Source organism: Salegentibacter salarius, from assembly GCF_900168265.1.
GTDB lineage: Bacteria > Bacteroidota > Bacteroidia > Flavobacteriales > Flavobacteriaceae > Salegentibacter > Salegentibacter salarius.
In genome coordinates this window covers 34,964-61,859 of the sequence record NZ_FVZF01000002.1, presented here as the reverse complement: position 1 = coordinate 61,859, position 26,896 = coordinate 34,964, and the positions used below count along the sequence as shown (strand labels likewise).

Sequence of the window (26,896 nt, the reverse complement as noted above, 5' to 3'; positions counted from 1 at the left end):
ATATGGATAATAATCAAAAGCCTGAAAGTAATAAATCTCTGCCTCCTCATGAGAAATCTGAAGATTTGGGGGCAAATGCAAAAGGGATTTGGGAAAGTATAAAAGCGCTTGTAAGAGAGTTGCTGGAAATTAGGCATGATACCGACAGAGAATCTACGGTAGAGGCAGTAAAGAAGGATATTTCTTTTAAAGGACATAACGCATGGATCCTTATATTTTCCATTTTCGTGGCTTCTGTTGGACTCAACGTGAGTAGTACGGCAGTTGTTATTGGGGCAATGCTTATTTCACCTCTAATGGGACCAATAGTTGGTGTGGGAATGTCTGTGGCAATAAATGACGTGCTTACCTTAAGAAAGTCCTTTATCAACCTTGGTTTAATGGTGGGTTTAAGTGTACTTACCGCTTATATTTATTTTCTTGTTTCTCCGGTCAAAGAAGAAACTCCGGAACTTATAGCCCGAACTTATCCAACAATTTTAGATGTTTTAGTTGCTATTTTTGGTGGATTGGCACTAATTGTAGCTAAAACTAAAAAGGGAACCATTGCCAGTGTGATTCTTGGTGTTGCGATTGCAACTGCCCTTATGCCGCCTTTATGTACTGTAGGGTATGGGTTAGCAATTGGTAACTGGTCTTATGCCGGTGGTGCTTTGTATCTTTTTTCAATTAACGCGGTATTTATCGCCCTTTCAACCTTTGTGGTAACTAAGGTTCTTGGTTTTCCTTTGGTGAAATATGTTAATAGTAAAAGACGAAGAAGAACCGCCCAAATAGCCTCTACTATCGCCGTAATTGTAATGATTCCCAGTGTGATTTTGTTTGTATTCCTGCTTCAGGAGCAATTATTTGAATCTAAGGCGAAAGAATTTATATCTAACGTAATGAGATATGATGGCACTGAAACCATAAAATCTTCTTACGATTATAAGGAGAAAAGTATTGAAGTCTACTTGATTGGAAATCGTGTGCCTCAAACTACAATTACCACCTGGCAAAAACAACTGGATGATATTGAGGCTTTAAAGGAAACCGAATTGATTATACATCAGGGAGCGGATCCCAGTGGAGCAATAGATGAACTTTCTACTCAGGTAAGAAGTGGTATTCTGGAAGATCTTTATGTGAGAAACCAGGAACTTATCGAAAATAAGGATGAAAAAATAGCGCTGCTGGAGAATGAAATTTCCAAATACCGCGGCAGTAGTTTTTCTTTTAGCGACTTGAGCCAGGAGGCGAAAATAAATTATGATGGGATAGACGAATTAGGCTATTCTAATTTAATTACTACAAATTTCTCAAAAACAGATACTATCCCAACATTTACTGTAGGTTGGAAAGATGACTTAAAAACCAGCCAGATCTCTGAACAAAAACAACGTTTTGAAAGATGGCTAAAAGTTAGGTTGAAACTGGATACGCTTCAGGTAAAATCTGTTAATTAAAGTCCTTGTTGTTGCGCTTCTCTTACTTTCTGGAATAGGTTGGAGGAGTAAACAAAATCGGTTACGGTTTCGTCATCGGTTTTGAAGATCTGCGATTTATCTCCTTTCCAGGCTAAAACTCCGTCTTTTAGAAAGGCGATGTTTTCTCCAATTTCTAAAACCGAATTCATATCGTGAGTAATGATAATTGTGGTAATATCATATTCGTGCGTAATCTCCTGAATAAGATTGTCTATCACCGTAGCGGTTTTAGGATCAAGTCCTGAGTTAGGTTCATCGCAAAAAAGGTATTTAGGTCGGTTTACAATAGCTCGGGCAATAGAAACACGTTTCTGCATCCCACCACTAATTTCAGAAGGCATTTTTTTCTCGTTACCATCTAAATTTACTCGGTTTAAAACTTCTTTAACTCGTTCTTTGTTTTCCTTGTGTTGCTTTTTAGTGAACATTTTTAAAGGAAACATTACATTTTCTTCCACGGTCATAGAATCAAATAGCGCACCACCCTGAAAAACCATTCCTATTTGTTTACTAAGATCTTTACGTTCATCTTCAGTGAATTCACTATAAGGTTTTCCATCATATTTTATAACCCCTTTTTCAGGAGTAAATAAACCCAACATACATTTTAGGAGTACACTTTTTCCTGAACCAGATTGCCCTATAATAAGATTGGTTTTACTTTTTTCAAACTTAAAATCTATCCCTTTTAAGACTTCCTCGCCATCAAACGCTTTATGTAAATTTTCTACTTCTATCATTAGCTTAGTAATAATTGGGTTACTGCGTAATTTGTAATAATAATAACCACACTGGTCCAAACAAAAGAGGTGGTACTGGCTTCACCAACTTCCAACGCGCCACCTTTCATATAGTAGCCGTGGTAAGCGGGAACGGTAGCCAAAATAAAGGCGAATAAAAATGTTTTTATAAAGGCGTAAACAAGGTGAAATGGTATAAAATCTTCCTGAAGTCCCTGCACAAAAATATCTGGTGGTACAAAACCTCCCATAACTGCTGCAGTATAAGCTCCAAGAATACCCAGGAACATAGAAATAGCAATTACAAATGGATAAAACAGCATTGCTACAATCTTAGGGAAAATAAGATAATTTAAAGAGTTGATACCCATTACCTCAAGAGCGTCAATCTGTTCGGTCACGTTCATAGAACCAATACTGGACGTGATATACGAGCCCACTTTACCTGCCATAATGATGGAGATAAAGGTAGGTGCAAATTCAAGAACTATAGATTGTCTTGCGGCATAAGCCACTAAGGATTTTGGTATTAATGGATTATTTAAATTTAATGCGGTTTGCAAAGCCACTACAGCCCCAATAAAAAATGAAAGGAAAGACACAATTCCCATTGAGCCAATTATCAGGTCGTCTATTTCTTTAAGGATCAAACTTTTTAAAACCGATGTTTTTGTCATTCGGTGAAAAGTTCCTTTCAACATTAAAAAATATTCCCCAATGGAGTGTAGATAGTTCATTAAGCAATTTTTGTAAAGCTAAAATACTAAAAAATTACTCCAAAGTATTTAACGAAGAATTAATCTTTAGCCCAATAAGTTTAGTAATTTTGAGCTACTTCTATAAAACAATATAAGATGAAGCGATTAGCATTTTTACTATTTACAGGATTATTAACTTTTCAGGCTTTTTCTCAGGAAAAGTCACAGGAGCAACCTAAGCTGGTGGTGGGAATTGTGGTAGACCAAATGCGTTACGATTACCTTACAAGATTTTGGGATAGATTTGGTGAGGATGGCTTTAAAAAATTAATAAATGAAGGTTATAATTTCAAGAACAATCATTTTAATTATGTGCCAACCTATACAGGTCCTGGTCACGCTTCAGTGTATACCGGAACCAGCCCGATGAACCACGGAATTATAGGAAATGGCTGGTACGATAAATTTATCCATGAATCGGTGTATTGCGCAGGAGATGATTCTGTAGAGTCGGTTGGTACACAAGATGATGCTGGGAAAATGTCTCCACACAGAATGAAAACCACAAGTTTCGCCGATGAAAATCGTCTGCATACTCAAATGCGGGGAAAAACCATTGGAGTAGCATTAAAGGATCGCGGGTCTATTCTCCCGGCTGGGCATACTGCAAATGCAGCTTACTGGTTTCACGGAGCAGATGAAGGGAAATGGATAACAAGTTCATTTTATATGGACGAATTACCACAATGGGTGAAAGATTTTAATGATTCAGATAAAGTTGAGGCTTATTTAAAAACCTGGAATACATTATATGATATCGAAACCTATAAAGAGAGCGGAAGCGATGTAAATGAATTTGAAGGCGGGTATAGAGGAAAAGAAACGGCCTCTTTTCCTTACGACCTCACCGAACTGGGGGATACCGATCGTAAATTTGAAATTTTAAAAGCCAGTGCTTATGGTAACGATATCACAACAGATTTCGCTTTAGCAGCTATTGATGCCGAAGAATTAGGGCAGGATGAAGATACCGATGTACTTACTTTAAGCTATTCCAGCACCGATTATATTGGGCATAATTTCGGAGTTAACTCTAAAGAAGTTCAGGATGCTTATTTAAGGTTAGACCAAAATATAGCCGATCTATTAACTCATTTAGATGAAAAGGTTGGTGAAGGGAATTATACTATTTTCTTAACTGCAGATCACGGTGGGGTGGATGTGCCGGCTTACTTAGAATCGGTGAATATTCCTGCGGGATATTTTGAATCTGATGAATTTACAGAAGAATTGAAAGAATTCACTTCAGAAGAATTTGATGAAGATGAACTTATAGAAAGTGTTTATAACAGCCAGATTTTCTTTAATTATGAAGTGATGGAAGAAGCTGAAATTAGTTCTTCAGAACTACAATCTAAATTGGCACATTATATTCTTCAACTAGATCAAATAGATAAAGTTTTTACCAGGGATCAGCTTAGCGGCGGGAGTTTTGTGACCGGAGCAGGTGCAGCCATCCAAAATGGATTTAATCAAAAGAGAAGTGGTGATGTTGTATATGTTCTGGATCCTGCGACGATTGTTTATTCCAGAACCGGTTCTACCCACGGCAGCGGGTTGATGTACGATACTCATGCTCCGTTAATTTTCTACGGAAACGGAGTGAAAAAAGGCAGCACCACACAAAGAACAGAGATAGTAGACATCGCGCCAACAGTTTCATCTATTTTGGGAATATCTTTTCCAAATGGAACTACCGGAACACCATTATTTATGATGTTGGATGCAGAAGAAACAGAAATATCAGAATAGTTTTTGTTGCATTTTTTTCCAACGTAAATTTCTAATAAAACGGCCTTCCTCTTGATCTACAAGAAAAGGTCGTTTTTCATTTTTAGCCCTTAAGAAGCCAATAATACAGTCCCATAAAAAGCCTAAATTTTTCTTCTTAAATGCGAGTTTAGCTGAAGCGATTACAGAAATAACAAAGCCATATCTTAGCCGGTAAAAAGCTGCGCCCTGCTTATATTTTGAATTTTTATTGTAGTTGTTTCCGGTGGGTTTAAGGTGCTTTACCCGTAGGGTTATATCTGTTTTTATTTCCCAGCCGTGGTACTGCGCTAGAAGCTCATCTACCGTATCCCATCCCATTGCCGGTTTAAGGCCGCCAATGTCTTTAAAACAGGCTTTGCGGTAAGCTTTTAAAGCTCCGCGAATATGATCTTTACCCGTGAGATTTTCCAGGATCCAATCTCCATTTTTCTGAATTTCACAGAATCCGCCTACCATTCCGGTTTTAAGATTTTGATCAAAATGAAGGCTAATTTTCTCTAAATAATTCTTCGGAAAAATTAGATCGGCATCAAACTTACAAATGATATCAAAATCGTCGTGAAGTGTTTTGAAACCTAAATTAAAAGCGTTTACAACTTTGCTGCCGGGCAAATGCTTACCTTTTGAAGCATTCTTTATCAACGAGATTTCAGGATGTTTTTCAATAAATTCTGAAACAATTTCTGGAGTACTGTCGGTAGAGCCATCATCTACGACTACAATTTTATCAGCCGGTTTGCTTTGGCCGATTAAAGACTGAAGCGTTTCGCCAATAAATTCAGCTTCATTATATGCCGGAATAATAATATAGGTCTTCAAGTGGCGAAATTTAAAGGTTCTGCAAAGATTAATTTCGCTTAAATCCGCTCTGCATAAACCGCGTAATATCTAGGCGTGAAATATCTTAAAATTGGTCTAACTCCCAATTTGTTGACAGGATTGGTCCACTTTTTTCTGCTAATAATTTTCCAACCTGCTTTTTCTAAAAGCCAATCAAATTGCCAGTCTTCAAACTCGTGGTAATGCCGATCGCGCATATCTGTTTTGCTGCGATAGGCGCTGGAAAACCCCAATTTAAGTGGAACTGTGGCTACTAATTTATCGGCTTTAATATTTGATAATACATTATAAGGAGAAACCAGGTGCTCAAAAATTTCGAAAGCAGTTACCACATTATAATCGGTAGTTTCTACTGCTGTAGTGTTGATATCCAGATCTTCCCCTTTGGTATTTTGCACCCTGTAATTATGCTTTTCCATAATTTCTGAAAAAGGGTTTTTTACGCCTAAATCCAGAATTTTTTGAGGGGCAGGTACATTAGCTTCTAAAAACTCTAAAGTTTCCTTGTATCGTTTATTGGGGAAGCTATTTTCGTACATCTAGTATTGGTAAACTATCGCATTCACGTTCATTCCTGCACCAACGCTGGCGAACATCACTATATCTCCTTTTTTAAGGTGTTGATCGGCGATTTTATTTCTTACCACGAGATCGTAAAGGGTAGGGACTGTAGCCACACTGCTATTGCCCAATTCCTGAATCGTCATAGGCATAACTTTATCTGGAATCTCCTGATTTTGAAGTTTGAAGAAGCGTTTTATAATCGCTTCATCCATCTTTTCGTTCGCCTGGTGAATAAAGATCTTTTTTAGATCCTTTATACTTTTACCGCTATTTTCTAAACAAGTTTTCATCGCTGCAGGAACGTGCATTAATGCAAACTCATAGATCTTACGACCGTTCATTTTAATATAGCGTAAATCGTCTGGCGCTTCAGTTCGGTTAGATTTTCCGAAGTAAATATAATTCGCTTCGTTAAAAGCATAAGTACCTGATTCGTGAGCGAGAATACCACCTTCTTCTTCGGTTTCTTCTAAAACTACGGCACCGGCACCATCAGAAAAAATCATAGAATCACGGTCGTGTTTATCTACTACTCGAGATAAGGCTTCGGCACCAATTACCAGGCATTTTTTAGCCATTCCGGCTTTCATAAATGCCTGTGCCTGGATAAGTCCCTCAATCCAGCCGGGACATCCAAAAAGCACATCATAACCAACACATTTTGGGTTTTTGATGCGTAGATGATATTTAACCCTGGTGGCTATACTTGGTACGGTATCGCTCTGAATGCTTTCGTGTTTAACATCGCCATAATTGTGAGCTACAATTATATAATCTAAAGTTTCAGGATCTGTTCCTGCATCTTCCAAAGCTTTTTGGGCAGCAATTACAGCCATATCTGAAGTATTTAAATTTTCCTCCAAATAACGCCGTTCTTCAATTCCTGTAATAGCTTTAAACTTAGCAATTGTTGTCTTATTATCCTGCGGAAAACCTGTTCCGTCAAGATTGTAGAATTCATGATTGTCAAAGTCAGCATTTGCGGTTATAACTTTGGGGATATAACTACCTGTGCCGGTAATTTTAATATTCATCTGACTTTTAATTAAGATTAAACTCTAATGTACTAATTACAAATATAGTGAGCTTTAAACAAAACGGAAAAATAAACTTATATGTGATGAAAATCACATAATAAAATTGCCTGAAAATAATTTAGAGAATGTTTTCTGCAGAAAATTTTCAGGCAATTTTATAGTTAGGCGTCCATATACTCCTCAATAGGAGGGCAGGTACACATTAAGTTTCGGTCTCCAAAAGCTTCATCTACGCGTCTTACACTTGGCCAGAATTTATTTTCTGAAACATAATTTAACGGATAAGCCGCTTTTTCCCTTGTGTAAGAAAATTTCCACTCGTCTGCGGTTAACATAGTAATGGTATGCGGTGCGTTTTTAAGCACGTTATCTTCTTCGCTATCCAGTTCCTGAATTTCCTGCCTAATAGAAATAAGCGCATCGCAGAACCTGTCCAGTTCAGCTTTGCTTTCACTTTCTGTAGGCTCTATCATCATAGTTCCTGCAACAGGGAAGGAAACAGTAGGAGCGTGGAAGCCGTAATCTATCAATCGCTTGGCGATATCCACTACTTCAATTCCATTCTCTTTAAAGGGACGACAGTCTAAGATCATCTCGTGAGCGGCGCGACCACGTTCTCCAGAATATAATGTTTTGTAATGTTCGTTTAAACGCTCTTTTACGTAGTTGGCATTAAGAATTGCATATTCCGTAGCTTTTTGAAGTCCTTTGCTGCCCAACATGGTTATATAACCATAAGAAATAAGGCAAACCAAAGAAGAACCCCAGGGTGCTGAAGAAATTGCGCCAATAGCATTTTCTCCACCAGTTTTTATTACCGGGTTTCCTGGTAAAAACGGTTTTAATTGTTCTGCAACGCAAATTGGTCCAACTCCAGGGCCACCGCCTCCGTGAGGAATTGCAAAGGTTTTATGTAGGTTTAAGTGACAAACATCGGCGCCAATTACTCCAGGATTGGTTAAACCAACCTGGGCATTCATATTTGCGCCATCCATATAAACCTGCCCACCATTATTGTGAATAATTTGCGTAATTTCTTTAATAGCCGATTCAAAAACCCCGTGGGTAGATGGATAAGTTACCATTAAAGCGGCAAGATTATCTTTATGTTTTATCGCTTTTTCGCGAAGATCATCTACATCTATATTTCCGTTTTCTGAAGCTTTGGTTACCACCACTTTCATTCCCGCCATTACTGCGGAAGCTGGGTTGGTACCGTGAGCCGAAGATGGAATTAAACATATATTTCTATGACCTTCACCTTTAGATTCGTGGTAAGCTCTAATAGTCATCAAGCCGGCATATTCTCCTTGTGCACCAGAATTTGGCTGAAGCGAAGTTGCAGAAAATCCGGTGATCTCAGTTAGCTGGTCTTCCAGTCTTTTTAATACGATCTGGTAGCCTTCAGCTTGTTCTACCGGTACAAATGGGTGAATATTCCCCCATTGCGGATTGCTTAAAGGAAGCATTTCTGAAGCTGCGTTTAATTTCATGGTACAGCTTCCAAGCGAAATCATAGACTGGTTCAAAGAAAGATCTTTGCGTTCCAGTTTTTTGATATAACGCATCAATTCAGTTTCTGAATGGTAAAGGTTGAATACTTTATGCGTTAAAAATTCGGTTTTTCTCTGTAATGCTGAAGGAATTGCAGATTCCTCTTTTAAGCTTTCAATTTCAGTAGATTTTTCACCTGAAACTTTAGCGAAAACCTTCAAAATATTATTGATGTCATCCTGGGTTGTAGTTTCATTTAAAGAAATACAAACCGTTTCGGCATCAGGATAATAGAAATTGATCTCGTTCTTTTCGGCTTCAGCTTTAATTTTTTGAGCATCAGCTTTAACCTGAAGCGTATCAAAATAAGCTGAATTAAGCTGCTTAACACCCATTTTCTCAAGTTCTTCAGCTAAAGTAACTGTAGAAAAATGAACGGTATCAGCAATATATTTTAGACCATCGGGCCCGTGATAAACTGCATACATTCCGGCCATCACCGCCAGTAAAACCTGTGCGGTACAAATGTTAGAAGTAGCGCGGTCACGTTTAATATGCTGCTCGCGGGTTTGAAGCGCCATTCTTAGAGCGTGGTTCCCATCAAGATCTTTGGTTACCCCAATAATTCTTCCGGGAAGATTTCTTTTATATTCTTCTTTAGTTGCAAAATAAGCAGCGTGAGGCCCACCATATCCTAGTGGAATTCCAAAACGCTGAGTGGTTCCCACAACTACATCTACACCAAGTTCTCCCGGTGCCTGTAGTTTAACCAAACTCAAAATATCGGCAGCAACAGCTACTTTTATATCAGCATCTTTACATTTTGATACAAAATCGGCATAGTCAAATACCTGTCCGAGCTTCCCTGGATATTGTACTAAAGCTCCAAAGAATTTATCGCTAAAATCAAATTCTTCGTGATTACCAACCACTAACTCGATGCCCATAAAATCGGCACGTGTTTTAATAAGATCTATGGTTTGCGGTAAAGCCTGTTCGGAAACAAAGAATTTATTTACGTCATCTTTCTTTTGCTTACGATCGCGAACAGCGAATAAAAGTCCCATAGCTTCTGCCGCTGCGGTAGATTCATCTAAAAGCGAGGCATTGGCAATTTCCATTCCGGTAAGATCGCTTACCATAGTTTGGAAATTCAATAAAGCTTCCAGTCTTCCCTGGGCAATTTCTGCCTGGTAAGGCGTGTAAGCCGTATACCAACCCGGATTTTCCAAAATATTTCGCTGAATCACCGCCGGTAATATTCCCTGGTGGTAACCAAGACCTATATAAGTCTTAAAAACCTTGTTTTTTGCAGCTAGTTTCCCAATATGCTCGGCATATTGATTTTCGCTAAGTGCAGCAGGTAAATTTAAGGGTGATTTTAAACGAATATCGTCTGGGATGGTTTCGTATATTAACTGTTCTAACGAATCTACACCAATGGTGTCCAACATTGCCTGGAGATTGCTTTCTCTGGGGCCAATATGGCGTAGGGCAAAAGAATCTGTTCTCATTAAAATAAAGTTGTGTTTTGTGCTGCAAAAGTACATATTTTAAACGTAATTTTTTAGTGATTAGACGTATACACTTGTTAAGATTTATAACGTCAGTTTTGGTTGCGAGAAGAATGATTAATTTAGCAGGATGCAGCGTTTTAAAAATATATTGGATTTCTATATAAATAGTAGTCTGCACGTGGCTTTGGCCGTGGTTTCGTTAAGCTTAATAAGCTTCCTGGAATTCAATATTGAAATTGATAAAAACCTGCTATTTTTTATTTTCTTCGGAAGCATTACCGGCTATAATTTTGTGAAGTATGCCGGCATCGCTAAACTGCATCATGCCAGCCTCGCCCAAAACCTAAAATTGATACAGATTTTCTCTTTTTTTTGCTTCGTGGCTTTGCTGTATTTCGCTTTTCAGCAGGAATTAAAAATACTTTTAGCTTCTGCTATTTTGGGAGTTTTTACTTTACTATATGCTATTCCTCTAGGAAAAAACAGGCAAAATCTTAGGAATATTGGGGGAATTAAAATTTTTATTATCGCCGTTGTTTGGGCTGGAGTGACTGTTATTTTGCCACTGATGAATCAGGTTGCTTTACAGGAAACCAGCCTCGCTTTTTTTCAGCGCTTTTTCTTTGTAATTGCTATAACGCTTCCGTTTGAGATAAGGGATTTGAAGTTTGATTCTGGGAATTTAGATACAATTCCGCAGCAAATTGGAATAGCAAATACTCAGAAAATTGGATATGTATTATTGGGGATTATGCTGTTTCTGGAATTACTGAAATCTTATTTTTCAGTAATCAACTTAATTGCTTTAAGTCTTACCTTATTAGTTTCGGCGTATTTTATAAAAGCGGCGCGGATAGATCAGGGAGGTTATTATTCGGCTTTTTGGGTGGAAGGAATTCCGGTGTTTTGGCTTTTAGTTTGGCTGCTGGCTAAGATTCTCCTTTAGCCATTTCTTTTTCAATACTGTTTTTCCAGGCTTTTTTTTCTTCTTCAGAACAAGTTCTAAGCTTAGATTTTTTTATTAAATGGGTGAGTTTAGTGTTTTTGGAAGTGTACTTACGGCAGGGTTTGCATAAAAGCAAATGCATAAGCATGGATAGTTTTTCGCGTGTTCCAGCTTCGTTATATTGGCTTTTGTCGCAGCAATTTTCTGCTTTTGAACAGTCAAAAATGAAAAATTTTCGTTTCGGCATAACTTAGAACCAGTTTTTTTCAAGGCAGGCGGCCAATGCGGTGCGTGCCCTGTGAATGATTACCCAAAGGTTAGACGGACTAATATTGAATTCTTTACATACCGCTTCAGTATCAGCCCCATCAATGGTTTTCATTTTAAATATCGCGGCGTGTTTTTCGTTTATTTGTTCAAGGCATTCCAAAATGGCTAGACCCAACTCAGTATTTTCCATTTCATCTTCGGCCGTACGATCAAAAGTATCGGCTACCTGTTCTTCCAGCCAATCGCCATTATTTTCAGAATCTGAATAATTTATTCGAACTTCAGCCTGACCTTTTATAGAGTTTATCTTTCGGTAATAATCTATGATTTTTCGCTTCAAAATAGAAATAAGCCAGGTTCGCTCTGTAGCCCTTCCTTCAAAATTATCTTTAGAATTGAGGCCTGCAAGAAAAGTTTCAGAAATTAGATCGTTTGCCACCTCGCGATCGTTAACCCTAACAATAGCGTAATTAAACAGGTAATCGGAATATTTATCCACCCATTTTGTAGGATCGAGTTTATGAGTTGGCATAGGCTTGCTTCAAGGTCACTTCAAAATTAATGAAAGTAATTGAATTTATAAGTTATAGATCTTATAAGGTTTCTAAGGCTTAAATTGATTAAAGAATAAAAGAGGCTGTTTGAAAAGGTCTAATTTCGTCAAGCTGAACTTGTTTTCAGCTTCTAACATGTTTTAATTACCACAATCCTAGATTCTGAAATGAATTCAGAATGACGATTTAAAAATTTTTCAGACAGCCTCTTTAGTTTAATTATTTTTCAATTAATCCGGCACGTTTTAATAAGGCATCGGGTTTTGGTTCTTTTCCGCGGAATTTCTTATAAAGCGTCATCGGGTGATCTGTACCGCCCTGCGAAAGTATATTCGTCTTGAACTTATTGGCAACTTCCCTGCTGAAAATTCCGTTTTGCTGAAAATACTCAAAGGTATCAGCATCTAAAACTTCTGCCCATTTATAGGAATAATACCCGGCAGAGTATCCACCCTGGAAAATATGGGAGAATGCGGTACTCATACAATTTTCTTCAACATTCGGGAACAATTTGGTGCGTGCAAAGGCTTTATCTTCGTTAGCCTTTACATCAGTAATTGCTGAAGGATCTACCCCGTGCCAGCTTAAGTCCAACATTCCGAAACTTAATTGTCTTACCGTAGCCATTCCTTCCTGGAAATTAGCCGATTCTTTTATTTTTTGAATCAATTCCATAGGAATCACTTCGCCGGTTTCATAATGTTTGGCAAACAGTTGAAGTGCTTCTTTCTCGTAGCACCAGTTTTCTAATAACTGACTTGGAAGTTCTACGAAATCCCAATAGACATTTGCACCCGATAAACTCGGATATTCAGTATCTCCCAGCATCCCGTGAAGCGCGTGGCCAAATTCGTGGAAAAGCGTGGTGAGCTCGTTAAAAGTTAATAATGAAGGTTGTTTTTTAGAAGGTTTGGTGAAGTTGCAAACAATAGAAATATGCGGGCGTTCTTCCTCACCATCTTTCTTGTATTGCGATTTGTAACCCGTCATCCAGGCGCCATCTCGTTTTCCCGGTCTTGGGTGGAAATCGGCGTAAAACAGGGCCATTTCTTTATTATTTTCATCAAGTACCTGGTAGATTTTTACATCTTCATGATATTTATCTACATCAAAAACTTCTTTAAAACTAAGGCCATAAAGTTTTTGAGCTACTGTGAAAACTCCGTCTATTACATTCTCAAGTTTGAAATAAGGTTTCAGTTTTTCGTCATCGAGATTGAATAATTTCTGTTTTAATTTTTCGCTGTAAAAAGCGGCATCCCATTTTTGTAATTGGTCAATTCCATCCAGATCTTTTGCGAAATTTTCTAACTCTTTAAATTCGCGCTCGGCAGCAGGTTTTGCTTTTTCAAGAATTTCGTCTAAAAAGCTGTTTACTTTTTCGGGAGTTTCGGCCATACGCTCTTCTAATACAAAATGTGCGTGGGTTTTATAACCTAAAAGCTGTGCGCGCTGGTATCTTAACTTAGCAATTTGCAGCACATTTTCCTGGTTGTCTAACTCATCGCCGTGAAATCCTTTAGAGCCAAAAGCAAGTGCCATTTTTTTACGAAGTTCCCTGTTTTCAGCATATTTCATAAAAGGGAGGTAGCTTGGATATTCAAGGGTAAAGATCCAGCCTTCTTTCTCTTTGGAAGCTGCTACTTGTGCAGCTTCTTCTTTAAAACTTTCCGGCAGGCCTTTTAGATCATTTTCATCGGTAAGATGTAATTCAAATTTATTGGTTTCGGCAAGTACGTTTTGGCCAAAATCTAAGCTTAACTTTGAAAGTTTTTTATCTATATCTCTAAGTTCGTTTTGCTTTTCTATTGGCAAGTTTGCTCCGTTTCGGGAAAAAGCCTTGTATTTGCGATCCAAAAGCGTTTTTTGCTCGGTATTCAGGTCAAGCTGGTCTTTCTTATTATAAACCGATTTTACTTTTTCAAAAAGTGCTTTATTTAGAATGATATCATTTCTGAATTCTGATAAAAGCGGAGAAACTTCCTGGGCAATTTGCTGAATTTCCTCATTGGTTTCCGCAGAATTAAGATTGAAAAATATACTGGTTACTCTATCTAATTTTTCTCCTGAAAATTCTAAAGTTTCAATGGTATTTGGAAAAGTAGCTTCATCGGCATTTGATGCAATTGCATTGATTTCTTCGCGAGCCATTTCAATGGCCTTTATGATAGCGGGTTTAAAATGCTTATTCTCAATTTTTGAAAATGGAGCGTGATCAAATTCCTGTAAAAGTGGATTATTTTGAGTGGTCATTATATCTTCTTTGTTTTAATGGTCTAATTTATTTATTAATCACGGGCTAACCGAGAAGGCAGATGTACTTAACCTAAATTTGACGTTTTTAATAACTTTTTTTAACACAAAACGGTGTTTTTCTGTAAAAAAATGTATATTCGACGCTTAAATTATTGTAGTAGCTTTAAAGTTTTTCTGGTTTAAATATTTAGAATGGTTAATAAATAATTTTTTACAGATTTAGGTAAGTTTACTACAAAGAAAGCCACGTCGCAAGACGTGGCTTTTGCTATTTTTTCACCTTTTTGGCGCCTTCAATCACTTTCTCTTTAAGTCCTTCTTTATAGACTAATATCTTATCTAAAGTACATTTATCTGAAGTTCCTATAATTTGAGCGGCAAGGATTCCTGCGTTTTTTGCTCCGTTTAATGCTACGGTGGCAACCGGAACTCCTCCCGGCATTTGTAAAATAGATAAAACAGAATCCCAGCCATCTATAGAATTGCTGGATTTTACCGGCACACCAATTACTGGAAGCGGGGAGAGCGATGCTATCATTCCCGGTAGGTGAGCTGCGCCTCCGGCACCGGCTATAATTACTTTTATTCCACGCTCGTGGGCGGTTATTCCGTATTCAAATAATTTTTCAGGGGTGCGGTGAGCAGAAACGATATCTACTTCTACTTCCAGGTCAAAACCTTCCAGGATGTCTATTGCATCCTGCATTACCGGTAAATCGCTGGTGCTTCCCATTATTACTGCTACTTTGCTCATAATTTTTATGGTTATGAATACCTCACAGGTTTTCAAAACCTGTGAGGTATATATTATTTTTTAGAAATAACTTTAATTGAATTCTTAACCTCTTCGGCTATTTTTCTCGCTTCAGCCAGGTCTTTGTTAACAATGGTTACGTGACCCATTTTTCTGAATGGACGGGTAATTTTTTTACCGTAAATATGAGGCGTCACGCCGGGCATCTTCATTATTTTTTCAATATTCTCGTAAACCACTTCCCCTTCGTGGGAGGCATCGCCCACTAAATTTACCATAATTCCGCCGACTTTACTATCGGTTATTCCCAGCGGAAGATCTAGAATAGCGCGAATATGTTGTTCAAACTGGTTAGTGTAGCTTGCTTCAATACTGTAATGCCCACTGTTGTGAGGTCTTGGTGCAACTTCGTTTACCAGTATTTCATCATTTTCTGTCTGAAACATTTCTACCGCCAGTAAGCCTACATGCTCAAATGCTTCGGAAACCTTAACCGCCAGTTCCCTGGCTTTTTGTGCTACGGAATCTTCAATTCTTGCCGGGCAGATCACATATTCTACCTGGTTTGCCGTAGGATGAAATTCCATTTCTACTACGGGATAGGTTTTTACTTCCCCTGAAGCCGATCTAGCAACGATTACCGCCAATTCATTTTTAAAAGGAACAAGGTTTTCAGCAATACATTCAGCGTCTGCAAGATCGTTTAATGCTTCTTTGTCTTTTACAACAGAAACACCTTTCCCATCATAACCGCCGGTGGTGCTTTTCCAAACAAAAGGGAAACTAATTTTGCTGTTTTCTAAAGCGGAAATTAAATTTTGCTTCGATGAAAAAATTTCAAAATCAGCGGTTGGGATTTGATGTTTTTTATAGAAATTTTTCTGAATTCCTTTATTCTGTATTTTTTCTAAAGTCTCAGCCGAGGGATAGGTTTTAATGCCTTCCTGCGCTAATTGCTTTAAAGCTTCAATATTTACTCCTTCAATTTCAAAAGTGAGCACGTCAACTTTTCTTCCGAAGTTAACTACGGTATCAAAATCCATAAGATCACCGGTTTCAAAATAATCGCAGGCAATTTTACAGGGTGCTTCAGGATTTGGCTCCAAAACATTAGTTTGAATATCGTATTTACGAGTTTCGTAGAGCATCATTTTGCCTAACTGCCCGCCGCCAAGTATTCCTAATTTAAAGTTTGAAGAAAAATAATTGATCATACCGTAAAAGTTTCAGCAAAAATAAATTTTTAGGTCAAGTTGTGCTATTATTCTTATGGAAATCTGGCAGTTTGGGTTGTTAAGAATCCTTATCTTTGCTCTTTAAAATTTTTCAGATTTGATAAAACTACACGATTTAGAATTTGAGCCCTACATTTCAGAGGAAGAGATCAACGTGGCCATAGACAAAGTAGCCCAAAAGCTTAACGAAGATTATATGGATGCAAATCCTATTTTTTTAGGCGTACTTAACGGCTCTTTTATGTTTGCCACTGAAGTGATAAAAAGATTTTCTGGAGATTGCGAGGTTAGTTTCGTAAAACTTGGTTCTTATGAGGGCACGCGAACTACCGGAAACGTAAAAACACTTTTGGGTTTGAACCAGTCTTTGAGAGGCCGAAAAGTAATTTTGCTGGAGGATATTGTAGATACCGGCAATACTTTAGAAGAAATCAATAAAATTCTTTTAAAGGAAGAGGTGGCTAATTACGAAGTAGCGACTTTGTTTTACAAACCTGAAGCTTATAAAAAAGAATTCAATATTAAATATAGAGGAATGGAGATTCCTAATAAATTTATTGTGGGTTACGGATTGGATTATGACGGTTTGGGACGTAACCTTACACAAGTCTATAAACTTAAATAAAAAAACATGACAAATTTGGTTTTGTTTGGCCCTCCTGGCGCCGGCAAAGGAACTCAGGCAGACATCTTAAAAGAAAAATATCAGCTAATTCATATCTCTACTGGAGATGTGTTTAGAAATAACATTAAGAATAAAACCGAATTAGGCCTGAATGCTAAATCTTATATGGATAAAGGTCAGTTAGTTCCTGATGAGGTCACCATAAAAATGTTGAACGCTGAAGTTGATAAAAACGAAGGCGCTAAAGGATTTATTTTTGATGGTTTTCCAAGAACTGCTGCCCAGGCCGATGCTTTAGCTGAATTATTAAAGTTAAAGAATACCGAAGTTACCGCGATGATCGCTTTAGAGGTTGATGATGAGATTTTGGTAGATAGACTTTTAGAAAGAGGAAAAACTTCTGGAAGAAAAGACGATGCTGATGAATCGGTAATACGAAACAGGATCAAAGTTTATTACAACGAAACTGCAGTTCTTAAAGAATATTACAAAAAACAAGACAAGTATTACGGGGTAGATGGAGTAGGTTCTATCGAAGAAATTACCCAACGCCTAAGTGCTGTAATAGATAAGCTACAAGCTTAATCACTTATTACGAGATCAACTGGATTAATTAATCCAAGGGCTTGTTATTAAGATAGAATGGATTGCGATTTATACCTCCTGGGTTTCTCCAGGGGTAGATTAAATTTTTGAAAATATGACTGAAGGGAATTTTGTTGATTATGTAAAGATACACGTAGCTTCCGGTAAAGGAGGTAGTGGTTCTTCTCACCTACACCGCGAAAAATACGTCGCGAAAGGGGGGCCCGATGGTGGTGATGGTGGTCGTGGTGGCCATGTGATTGTGAAAGGGAACAAAAACCTTTGGACACTTTATCATTTAAAGTTTAAAAGACATATTCGTGCTGAACACGGCGGGAATGGAAGTAAGCAACGCAGTAGCGGTGCAGAAGGTTCTGATGAATATATTGAAGTACCACTGGGAACGGTAATTAGAGATACCGAAACCCAAAAGATTATTCACGAAATCACCGAAGACGGCAAAGAATATCTCGTTGCCGAAGGTGGAATGGGTGGCCGTGGAAACTGGCATTTTAAAAGTTCTACAAACCAAACACCGCGTTATTCTCAGCCCGGGATTGACGGTACAGAAGTAGATATTACTCTGGAACTAAAAATTTTGGCCGATGTTGGTCTGGTTGGTTTTCCTAATGCCGGAAAGTCTACTTTGTTGTCGGTAATTACCGCTGCAAAACCTAAGATAGCCGATTATGAGTTTACTACGTTGAAACCTAATTTAGGTATTGTAGAATATCGTGATTTTAAAACTTTTGTAGTTGCCGATATTCCGGGAATTATTGAAGGCGCTGCGGAAGGAAGAGGAATTGGTCATAGGTTTTTAAGACATATTGAAAGAAACTCTACCCTTTTGTTCTTGATCCCTGCAGATGCTCCTAATATTTCTGAACAATATGAAATCTTACTGGATGAATTGCGCAGATATAATCCTGAAATGCTGGATAAGGACAGACTTATTGCTATTTCTAAAAGCGATATGTTAGATGCTGAATTAAAGTTGGAAATGAAACATGAATTAGATAAAAATTTAGGTGCTCCTTACCTTTTTATTTCATCAGTAGCACAGCAAGGATTAACCGAATTAAAGGACAGGTTGTGGGAAATGCTAAATAAAGAATCTTCGTAGATACTTCAATTTTCCTTATTAAAAGGCTTGATTGTATATAGAGGTTTTTGTTAATCTTTAGAATTCCTGAACGGTTTTTGATTAAATTTAAGCAGCGTGGATGTATTTCTTCGCTGCTTTTTTTTGTAAAAAATTTAAAATTTAATCTCATGAAACTAATAAAATTACTTTTTGTTTGTGTACTGCTTTCCTCTTGCAATGCGCCAAAAGCTGTATATGATTATGATGATACGGTTAGCTTTAATAATTATAAAACCTACCAGCTTTTCCCCGATTTTCAATCTGGATTATCCCAGTTAGATGAAACCCGGCTTATTGCCAGTTTAAAAAATGGAATGGAAAGTAAAGGCTTTTCAACTTCGGAGGAGCCTGGTGTCTTTGTAAACGCGTATTCCAGAGAGTTTATGGATCAAAACCGAAGCAGTATTGGCATTGGAGTTGGCGGAGGAGGTAGAGGTGGGGGAGTAGGAGTTTCCGGAGGAATTCCTATTGAGAATAATTCTATAATTCTTGAAGTAACAATAGACTTTATAGATGTTGCTGAAGATTCTTTAATATGGCAGGCTATTGTGGAAACTAAATTTAATCCTAATGCTTCGCCTGAAGAACGTAGGGCGATGTTTGATGAAATTGTGCAGAAAGCTTTAGAAGGTTACCCTCCAAAAAAATAATTTATGTAGTTGCTTTTTCTAAATTCAACTTATTGAAACTTTTGCAATAAAAAAGCCCCGGAAATTTCCGGGGCTTTTCACATTTTGGTTGGTTAGTTAGTAGCTAACCCATGAAAGATCTATTCTTCATCTTCCATTTCGTTAGAATCCATAGTGTCTTCATTATTCATAATGGTGAATTCACTACGTCTGTTCTTAGCATACTGTTCTGTAGTACAACCTGTAGGTTGAGTACAGTCATTAAGCGGCATGCTTTCTCCATAACCTTTAGAAGTTAATCTGCTGCGGTCTATACCGTTTTCAACAAGATACTCTAAAGTAGAAGCTGCACGTCTCTCAGAAAGTGCCATATTATATTTATCTGAACCTCTTGCATCGGCGTGAGAGCCAATTTCAATTAGAAGCTCAGGATACTTGTTCATGATATTTACAACTTTATCAAGTGTTGGTTTAGACTCCTCTTTGATGGTAGATTTATCGAAGGCGAAGTAAATATTTCCAACATCTTTTAATTGTTGTCTACCGGTTTCAAGGTTTGTCTCTCTGTCGTCAAACTCAACAACTGGAGGAACATAATCTTCTCTGGTAAATACATAAAGGTTATCTGAACCTCTTCGGTTAGAAGCAAGGTATCCTTTTTGGTTTTCTTCGTCTATTACAAAAGCGAAATCATCGTGACCACTGTTTACAGTATTACCAAGATTTTGAGCTTCGTTGAAATCTCCTTCAGCTCTAAATACATCTAAGTTACCAAATCCCTGGTGTCCATCTGAAGCGAAGTAAAGTACTCCTGCTTCACTAATGTAAGGGAATTGCTCACGGTGTGGAGTGTTAATTCCAGTACCAAGATTTTCTGGTTCCCCGTAAGTTCCGTCTTCGTTTACATCTACAACATAGATATCAAAAGAACCTTCAGAACCTGGCATGTCGCTGGCAAAATAAAGTTTGCTTCCATCTGCACTTAAGCTTGGGTGTTCAGTAGAAAATTCATCGCTAGTAAAAGGAAGAGCTTCGATATTACTCCATTCACCATCTACCATTTCTGCACGGAAGATTTTAATATGGGCAACTCTAATTCCTTCTTCGTTCTTCACTCTGTTTTCACTGTTACGGTCAAAATACATTACCTGGCCATCCTGGCTAAAAGTTGCAGAACTCTCGTGCTCATCGGTATTAATTTTATCTGAAAATAATACGATATCACTTAGTTCACCATCTTCAGACATTTCAGCAGTATAAAGATCTAGTGTTGGCTTTTTGTTCCAAGGATAAACCGGACGCTCCTGATTTCTAGTTGAAGCAAAAGCAATTCGATCTCCGTAAAAAGCAATACCAAAATCAGCTGAAGCACTGTTATTCATGATTTGCTCAGTGGTATAAACGTGAGGCACCACAGTATCTAATTTACGTGCAAAATCCTCGTAGTTTACATCTTCACCAGTATAATCACTCATATACTCGTTAGCTTCATCCTGGTTTCCTATAGCGCGCAAAGAATGTGCAAAACGAAACTGATATTCAGGTGCTGCATTCTCCTCGTGTCTAAGGAAAAGTGTGCGGTAAACTTCCGCAGCACTTTCCATTTGATTGGTGTAGAAATAAGCATCTCCTAGATTTTGTAAAACCTGCTGATTCTTATCTACTACATTTTCATAAGCTTCTGCAGCGTCTATGTATGCTCTTTGAACAAACAATTTATCTGCCTTCTTTATTTCGGCGCTTTGCCCAAAAGCGGCAAGACCTATAAAAAGAATAAAAAGGGTACTATATAAATTTTTCATATTATTCGTTTTTTAGAAGAATCTAGGTGATTTGTCATATCCTTTGGTAAGACCAAACAGGTCAAGATCAAACAACAACATTACCTCGTGAGTTCCACCTAAATTGTAATTAGCGAATTCTGAAGTAAAGTGATCGTAAGCGTATCCTACACGTAGTGAAGGAGTGATCTTGAAGTTTACAAGTCCTGTGATGGTTTCATTAAATCTGTAACCAACACCGGCTTCTAACCTATCGTACAACAAAACGTTTGCAGTAACATCTACTGCTAACGGAGCACCTTGAACACCTCTTGCCATAAAAGCAGGCTTCAATTTAAGATCTGAATTAAGTTGAAAAACGTATCCACCAGTTAAATAGTAGTGAATTTCCTCTTCACCTAATGCTGCAATCTCTTGTTCGTTTTCAATGTATTTTGAAGTAAACAAGTTAGGAGCAGAAGCACCTAAATAGTAGTTATCTCCAAACCAAAAAGCACCAACTCCAAATACCGGGAAAACTTCGTTTACATTTTCCAAAGCCGGATCTGTAGGGTCGTTTACCTGTAAACCAGAAAGGCTTGCATCAAAAGTGGTAAGACCACCTTTAAGACCAAAAGAGATTTTGCTTTCTCCACCCGTTGGGATCACATAAGCGAAATCGGCAGTAATATTGTTTTCTTTTACAATACCACCTATTTCATCGTGAACTACGGTTAAACCAAGTTCTACTCTTTCACTAATTGGAGTGTGGGCAAAGAAGTTGGCGGTGCTTGGAGCACCGTCAACATTTTGCCATTGAGATCTGTAAATACCCCCCAGGTTTAGCATACCTGGATCATCGGTAGCGTAAGCTGGGTTTATTACACTCATATTATACATATACTGAGTGAACAGGGGGTCTTGCTGAGCCATCCCCTTTAATGAGAAAAGGATAATGCCAGCGAATATTAAATATTTTGTGATTGTTTTTTTCATTTCTTTCTAATGTTTATCCTTTTATATTATCTGTTCAAGTATACTTTACCCTGACGAGGCTCTGTGCTTCCGTCGTTAAAGTCTACCACATAGAAATATACACCTACAGGTAGTACATCGTCTCCCCGACTACCGGATTGGTTAGAAGTTCCATCCCAGGTAGGAGTAGAGGCGTTACCTTTGTACACTGCATTACCCCATCTGTTAAAGATTGTAATGTTGTAGTTTGGATATTCGCTTTCAATATTTTCTATAACTAGCCTATCATTTCTGCCATCTCCGTTTGGCGTAATCGCTTCTGGGAATAGTAATGCGCAGTCTTCTAGAGTAACTGTAACAGCTAATCTTTCTGAACTTTCGCAACCGTTATCTGAAATAAGTGTAGCGTAGTAAGTAGTTGCATCAGTTAACATAGCATTGTTGCTTAACGCGGTCATACTATCTGCTGATTCGTACCAGGTTACTTCACCAGTTTCGTTGATTTCGGCAGTAAGATCTGCTAGTGTTGGATTATCAAATGCACATAATTCATAATCTGAACTGATAGTTGGTGCAGGAGAATCTACGATATTAACCATAATCATTGCGGCTTCAGATTCGCATCCGTTATCTGCAGATTGAGTTACGTAGTATTCACCATTTACCAATAGGTCTTCCTCGCTAACCATCATAGATAGGTCAGCGTCAGAATACCAGGTTAAGTTAGTTCCTTCAGCGTCAAGTAAAGCTGCAGTTGCACCGTCTATAGCACAGAATGCAATGGCTTCACCAGTTGTTGGAGCTTCTGGAGCTTCACCAAGTGTTATTGTGATTGTAGCTGTATCATCGCCACCACATTCATCGTCTTCTCCGGCAGTAACTGTATAAATAACTTCGTAGGTTCCAGCTTCAAAAGCTGAAGGATCCATAATACCGTCTTCAATAACTTCACCATCTAAAGTGAACTCACCATCCATATCTGCATCTGCAGAAATTAAATCGTAAAGATCTTGTTGACCGTCGTTACTACAAACTGTTACAGCCATATCTTCACCGGCGTTAGCACCTTGTTGCACTTCAATAGTGAAAGTAGTACTTGCTTCACCTTCTACACAAGGAGTATCCTCGTTTACAGTATAAGTGATTTCATAGGTTCCAGCGTCCATCATAGATGGGCTAAAGATTCCGTCTTCATAACCTTCAAAAGTACCATCTTCATTACCAGAGGTAATTAGATCATAAAGATTTAAATCTTCATCACTAGAACAAAGTGTTTGATCTGCGATTTCGCCAACTTCAGCTGGTACTGATTCTACTACAGTGAGTGAAAGTTCTACGGAATCAGAACATACTCCTTCTACTACGGTATAAGTAGTTGTGAAAGTTCCAATTTGATTACCACTATCGTACTCATCAATAAATTCTTGTAAGCTAGGATTGAATGTTCCTTCTCGTGAAACACCCTCATCCAAAAGATCTAGATAAAATTCTCTAACCAAAGCTTCAGAACCTTCAAACATGCCGTTAAGAATATCCTGGTTGCATAAAGTAGTACTATTGTCGCTACCAGCATTAGCTCCCTGTATAATTTCGATATCAAATGTGGCGGAATCTTCTCCTTCAACGCAATCAATAGAATCATCTACAGTATATGTTACAGTATATGTTTCTATCTCCATCATAGAAGTAGTGAAAATACCATTTTCAAGTTCTTCTCCATCTATAGAGAATGTACCTCCTTGGGTAGCGTCTGTACTAAGGAAATTGTATAGATCCTGGTTAGTATCAGTAGAGCAGAATGTTAAGTTATCAAAAGATCCAGCTTCTGCTTCCTCAACATTGTTTATGGTTATTGAGATTATAGCAGAATCTTCACAATTTTCATTTGAAACTGAATAGGTTGTTTCAAAAGTAGCACTAGGTTCTTCTGGGTTGCTAACATAAGCAATAACTTGAAGGGCTAGATTTTCTATTGCAGGATCGAAATCACCATCTTGATCAATATCTTCACCTTCAATAAGTTCATTAAACCAGGCTATAGCATCCTGAGGATTTTCCAGTATATCTTCAACCTCTGTAATACAGTATGTTTCATTTACATCGGGTCCTGCATTAGGAGCGTCATTTATTGAAATTGTAAAAGTAGTAGAGTCTTCACCTTCTACACAAGCTTCGTTTTCTTCACTAACAGTGTAAGTGATGTTATAACCTTCTTCATTTGATCCTATAGAGGAATCAAACATATTATCTGTTACACCTTCACCTGTAAAGGTTCCGCCTTCAACAGCTTCTGGTCCTTCAAGATATTCGGAAAGATCTATCATGCCTTCATTCGAACATAATTCCTGATCGTCAATTTCTCCGGCATCGGCTGGTACTGTATCGATCACTCTTACTGTTAATTGAACAGAAGCTTCACAATCTTCGTTATCTAAGGTATAAGTCGTGGTAAAATCACCCAAACCATCCTCATCATCCTGATAAATGTCTGCAATTTCTGCAGGGGTTGGATCAAATGTTCCATTCCTTGCAACTTCGGAATCTAAAAGATTTAAATAATATTTTCTGATTTCATCTACGCTTGGGAAAGTTTCTTGCACATCGGTAATACAAACTTCACCTGTTATAATATCACCATCTGAAGGGCATTCTGGATCCGTTGGATCTGTTGGGTCTGTTTCTTCTTCGACAGTTACGGTTACAGTAGCCGTATCCTCACAACTTCCTAAGGTAACTGTGTAAGTGAATGTGCCTTCTTCATCAGTTGATGGATCAAAGATTCCTTCGCCATTACTCCAGGTTCCACCGTCCATAGGGGTTCCTTCAAGGTAGTCGAACAGATCTACTGGCTCATCATCTTCATTTAAAGTAGCAGTTCCATTCTCACCTGCATCTGCATTATCAACCACAGTAATCGTAAGGTCAAAAGATTCACCGTTTACGGTATAAGTGGTAGTGAAATCCCCTAGACCATCTTCATCAGCCTGGTAGTTTTCTACTATTTGATCTATATTAGGATTAAAGCTACCATTGGTTGGAGTTCCTGATGGTAATAGAGCAATATAGTATTTCCTTACTTCATCGTTACTAGGGAAAGTTGCCTGAACATCAGTTTCACAAACGGTTCCTGTAGGTTCACCTGGAGGAACTGGATCTACTTCTTCCGCAATAATAACTGTAAAATTCAATATTTCACAAGAATTACCACTGTAAGATGTTTGGTAAGTTCCTTCAGGGTTTTCTGGATCTAATCCTGCAAAAGCTGTTTCTAATTCAGGATCGAAGGCATCGAAATCAGGAATGCCATCGAAATAAGGACCGAATCTTGAACTCAATTCCTGTAGGGCTTGAGTTTCGTTCATTCCTTCGACTTCTGAAGGGTCAATATTGATAGTAATGTTTTCTACGTTTACCTCATTAACTTCTAAAGTAAAAGTAGCTTCATCAGAACCGTTTACACAAGAATTTCCTTCGTTAACTGAATAAGTTATTGTGTAAGTTCCTGCTCCTTCTTCTGAAGGATTGAAAACTCCATTTTCAAAAGGAGCTGAAAATTCTCCTGTTTCGATTGCATCGTCACTTAAAAAACTGAGAAGATCAATATCCTCATTCTGGTCAATACAGTATGATTCAGAGAAATCATCACCGGCTTCAGCATCCTCAGCAGGAACAACAGATATTGTAAGTTCAACTGAATCCTGACAGTTATCTTCCCCAATAGTATAGGTAGTAGTAAAATCGCCTAAACCATCTGCATCGTTTTGGTATTGACTTGCCATTTGTGAAATACCCGGACTAAAAGTTCCATCTCTTGGTACTCCATCCTCTAATAAATTCAAATAGAAATTTTCAATTGCATTTTCTGAAGGGAATGTTTCCTGTACGTTTGTTTCACACACCTCACCTGAAGCATCTTCTCCAGCATCAGGACCTTCAACAAGTTCTACTGTAACTGCAGCTCTATCTTCAGGAGCAGTTTCACAAGGAGGGAAAGGATCGTTACGATCATTTACAATTTGAGAAGCATAGTAATCTTCACCATTAATTAATTCAACATCATTGGCTAATGGGCTGTTAGAAGTTGCACTTCTGTACCATCTGATGGCTTGAGTATTATCTTCAGTTCCTGCAGCAACAAGATCTGCTACGGTAGCACCTTCGCAGAAAGTTTGTGCAGCCTGGGCAACTGGAGTAGGAGCGTTAGTAGGGTCATAACCTACTGCAGCCCTAGGTGAAGGACATTCACCTTGTGTAGAAGAAACCTGGCCTACAAAGTAGCTTTCGCCAGAAACCAAATTTCCAGTTGCAACTTCGTCACCAAATTCAGAGGTATAAGCCTCTATGCTATAGTTCGCACCGGCATCAGCTGTAAATAGAGACTCGAGGTCTCCAACAGAAAAATCTGAGGATACACAAGGTGATAAAGTAAAGCTGTTCTGACCAGGATAAAGTGAATTGTCTGGAGTGTTCACTGAGTTCACAGTAACATCCACAGCTACTCGATCACAGTCTTCTGTTGTACTACCAACAAAGTAAGTAGTGCCATCAGTTAATAGTTCGTCTGAAGCAATAGGTTGAGTGTCATTCGCAGTGTCAGCAGTTTCATAGATTGCAGTGTTAGTTCCTGTTCTATCAATATCCTCTACTGTAGAAAGATAGCAGAAAGTTTGTTGATTTCCAGATTCACCGGAATCTTCATCCGTCACTGTGGCGCAATCTTGCCCAAATGAGGGCAGGGTTCCAATTAACAATAAAAAGGCGAAAAGGAACCAATTTGTTCCCTTCCTCCCAAAAGTAAAATTTTGCATAGGCTAGGTGTTAAAATTCAATTATTAGTATTAGGTTTAAATAATTTTAGCAGCACAAATATTAAAATAATTTTTAACATTGTAAGTTAAATTAATAACGAGTTTAACAATTTTTATCATTCATGGCCGACTTTTTGCTCAGTTGATAAAATCTGCCGCAGTTTTT

21 protein-coding genes are annotated in these 26,896 nt (G+C 38.0%); 7 read left to right on the top strand and 14 right to left on the bottom strand.

What is annotated here, in order from left to right; genetic code table 11:
• The first annotated feature begins 2 nt into the window (after nt 1-2).
• Nucleotides 3-1,445: a DUF389 domain-containing protein gene (locus tag B5440_RS01600; protein ID WP_070053751.1), complete on the top strand. Its 1,443-nt coding sequence runs from the start codon at nt 3-5 to the stop codon at nt 1,443-1,445.
• On the opposite strand, the gene B5440_RS01595 is transcribed toward B5440_RS01600, so the two are convergent.
• Nucleotides 1,442-2,206, bottom strand: a complete 765-nt coding sequence (locus tag B5440_RS01595) for an ABC transporter ATP-binding protein (protein ID WP_070053750.1) — start codon at nt 2,204-2,206, stop codon at nt 1,442-1,444. The two genes, B5440_RS01600 and B5440_RS01595, sit on opposite strands and share 4 nt — an antisense overlap.
• Nucleotides 2,206-2,943 carry an MlaE family ABC transporter permease gene (locus B5440_RS01590; protein WP_070053749.1) on the bottom strand — a complete coding sequence of 246 codons (738 nt, stop codon included), beginning with the start codon at nt 2,941-2,943 and terminating at the stop codon, nt 2,206-2,208. The genes B5440_RS01595 and B5440_RS01590 overlap by 1 nt, the downstream gene beginning before the upstream one ends.
• 117 nt (nt 2,944-3,060) lie before the next feature.
• Here B5440_RS01590 and pafA point away from each other — a divergent pair, with 117 nt between their 5' ends.
• Nucleotides 3,061-4,716, top strand: a complete 1,656-nt coding sequence (gene pafA / locus B5440_RS01585) for an alkaline phosphatase PafA (RefSeq protein ID WP_070053748.1) — start codon at nt 3,061-3,063, stop codon at nt 4,714-4,716.
• Here the strand turns inward: pafA and B5440_RS01580 are convergent.
• The 4 genes from B5440_RS01580 to gcvP all read right to left on the bottom strand — a co-directional run bounded on the left by B5440_RS01580 (nt 4,708) and on the right by gcvP (nt 10,186).
• The gene (locus B5440_RS01580; RefSeq protein WP_070053747.1) at nt 4,708-5,556 is read right to left on the bottom strand and encodes a glycosyltransferase family 2 protein; all 849 of its coding nucleotides are present in this window, start codon (nt 5,554-5,556) and stop codon (nt 4,708-4,710) included. The two genes, pafA and B5440_RS01580, sit on opposite strands and share 9 nt — an antisense overlap.
• Before the next feature lie 38 nt (nt 5,557-5,594).
• Nucleotides 5,595-6,116 (bottom strand): class I SAM-dependent methyltransferase, encoded by a 522-nt coding sequence (locus B5440_RS01575; RefSeq protein ID WP_070053746.1) that lies wholly within the window; start codon nt 6,114-6,116, stop codon nt 5,595-5,597.
• Nucleotides 6,117-7,175, bottom strand: a complete 1,059-nt coding sequence (locus B5440_RS01570; RefSeq protein WP_070053745.1) for a 3-oxoacyl-ACP synthase III family protein — start codon at nt 7,173-7,175, stop codon at nt 6,117-6,119. It lies immediately after the preceding gene.
• Nucleotides 7,176-7,339: 164 nt separating this feature from the next.
• Entirely contained in the window at nt 7,340-10,186 is a 2,847-nt protein-coding gene (gcvP, locus tag B5440_RS01565; protein ID WP_070053744.1) for an aminomethyl-transferring glycine dehydrogenase, read from the bottom strand.
• 151 nt (nt 10,187-10,337) lie between these two features.
• On the opposite strand from gcvP, the gene B5440_RS01560 reads away from it, so the two are divergent.
• Nucleotides 10,338-11,135 (top strand): UbiA prenyltransferase family protein, encoded by a 798-nt coding sequence (locus tag B5440_RS01560; RefSeq protein WP_234996354.1) that lies wholly within the window; start codon nt 10,338-10,340, stop codon nt 11,133-11,135.
• Here B5440_RS01560 and B5440_RS01555 read toward each other — a convergent pair.
• From B5440_RS01555 to B5440_RS01535, 5 genes are all read right to left on the bottom strand, one after another.
• Nucleotides 11,119-11,382: a hypothetical protein gene (locus tag B5440_RS01555; protein ID WP_070053742.1), complete on the bottom strand. Its 264-nt coding sequence runs from the start codon at nt 11,380-11,382 to the stop codon at nt 11,119-11,121. The genes B5440_RS01560 and B5440_RS01555 overlap by 17 nt on opposite strands.
• Nucleotides 11,383-11,385: 3 nt before the next feature.
• Nucleotides 11,386-11,937 carry a sigma-70 family RNA polymerase sigma factor gene (locus B5440_RS01550; protein ID WP_070053741.1) on the bottom strand — a complete coding sequence of 184 codons (552 nt, stop codon included), beginning with the start codon at nt 11,935-11,937 and terminating at the stop codon, nt 11,386-11,388.
• A 241-nt stretch (nt 11,938-12,178) separates the two neighbouring features.
• Entirely contained in the window at nt 12,179-14,212 is a 2,034-nt protein-coding gene (locus B5440_RS01545) for a M3 family metallopeptidase (protein ID WP_070053740.1), read from the bottom strand.
• A 271-nt stretch (nt 14,213-14,483) separates the two neighbouring features.
• On the bottom strand, nt 14,484-14,969 hold the full coding sequence (purE, locus tag B5440_RS01540; RefSeq protein ID WP_070053739.1) for a 5-(carboxyamino)imidazole ribonucleotide mutase: 486 nt from the start codon (nt 14,967-14,969) through the stop codon (nt 14,484-14,486).
• 53 nt (nt 14,970-15,022) lie between these two features.
• Nucleotides 15,023-16,183, bottom strand: coding sequence for a 5-(carboxyamino)imidazole ribonucleotide synthase (locus tag B5440_RS01535; protein WP_070053738.1), 1,161 nt, complete (start codon nt 16,181-16,183; stop codon nt 15,023-15,025).
• Nucleotides 16,184-16,301: 118 nt separating this feature from the next.
• On the opposite strand from B5440_RS01535, the gene hpt reads away from it, so the two are divergent.
• The 4 genes from hpt (at nt 16,302) to B5440_RS01515 (ending at nt 19,208) form a co-directional block, all read left to right on the top strand.
• Nucleotides 16,302-16,829 (top strand): hypoxanthine phosphoribosyltransferase, encoded by a 528-nt coding sequence (gene hpt / locus B5440_RS15670; RefSeq protein WP_070053737.1) that lies wholly within the window; start codon nt 16,302-16,304, stop codon nt 16,827-16,829.
• Between the two features lie 6 nt (nt 16,830-16,835).
• Nucleotides 16,836-17,414 (top strand): adenylate kinase, encoded by a 579-nt coding sequence (locus tag B5440_RS15665; protein WP_070053736.1) that lies wholly within the window; start codon nt 16,836-16,838, stop codon nt 17,412-17,414.
• A 115-nt stretch (nt 17,415-17,529) separates the two neighbouring features.
• The gene (obgE, locus tag B5440_RS01520) at nt 17,530-18,537 is read left to right on the top strand and encodes a GTPase ObgE (RefSeq protein ID WP_070053735.1); all 1,008 of its coding nucleotides are present in this window, start codon (nt 17,530-17,532) and stop codon (nt 18,535-18,537) included.
• Between the two features lie 149 nt (nt 18,538-18,686).
• A complete protein-coding gene (locus tag B5440_RS01515) occupies nt 18,687-19,208 on the top strand; it encodes a DUF4136 domain-containing protein (RefSeq protein WP_070053903.1) in 522 nt (173 codons plus the stop codon).
• Nucleotides 19,209-19,327: 119 nt separating this feature from the next.
• On the opposite strand, the gene B5440_RS01510 is transcribed toward B5440_RS01515, so the two are convergent.
• From B5440_RS01510 to B5440_RS01500, 3 genes are read right to left on the bottom strand one after another with little or no spacing between them, the layout of a single operon-like run.
• On the bottom strand, nt 19,328-20,989 hold the full coding sequence (locus B5440_RS01510; RefSeq protein ID WP_070053734.1) for an OmpA family protein: 1,662 nt from the start codon (nt 20,987-20,989) through the stop codon (nt 19,328-19,330).
• A gap of 12 nt (nt 20,990-21,001) precedes the next feature.
• The gene (locus B5440_RS01505; protein WP_070053733.1) at nt 21,002-21,943 is read right to left on the bottom strand and encodes a PorP/SprF family type IX secretion system membrane protein; all 942 of its coding nucleotides are present in this window, start codon (nt 21,941-21,943) and stop codon (nt 21,002-21,004) included.
• 26 nt (nt 21,944-21,969) lie between these two features.
• On the bottom strand, nt 21,970-26,730 hold the full coding sequence (locus B5440_RS01500; RefSeq protein ID WP_070053732.1) for a T9SS type B sorting domain-containing protein: 4,761 nt from the start codon (nt 26,728-26,730) through the stop codon (nt 21,970-21,972).
• Between the last annotated feature and the right edge of the window lie 166 nt (nt 26,731-26,896).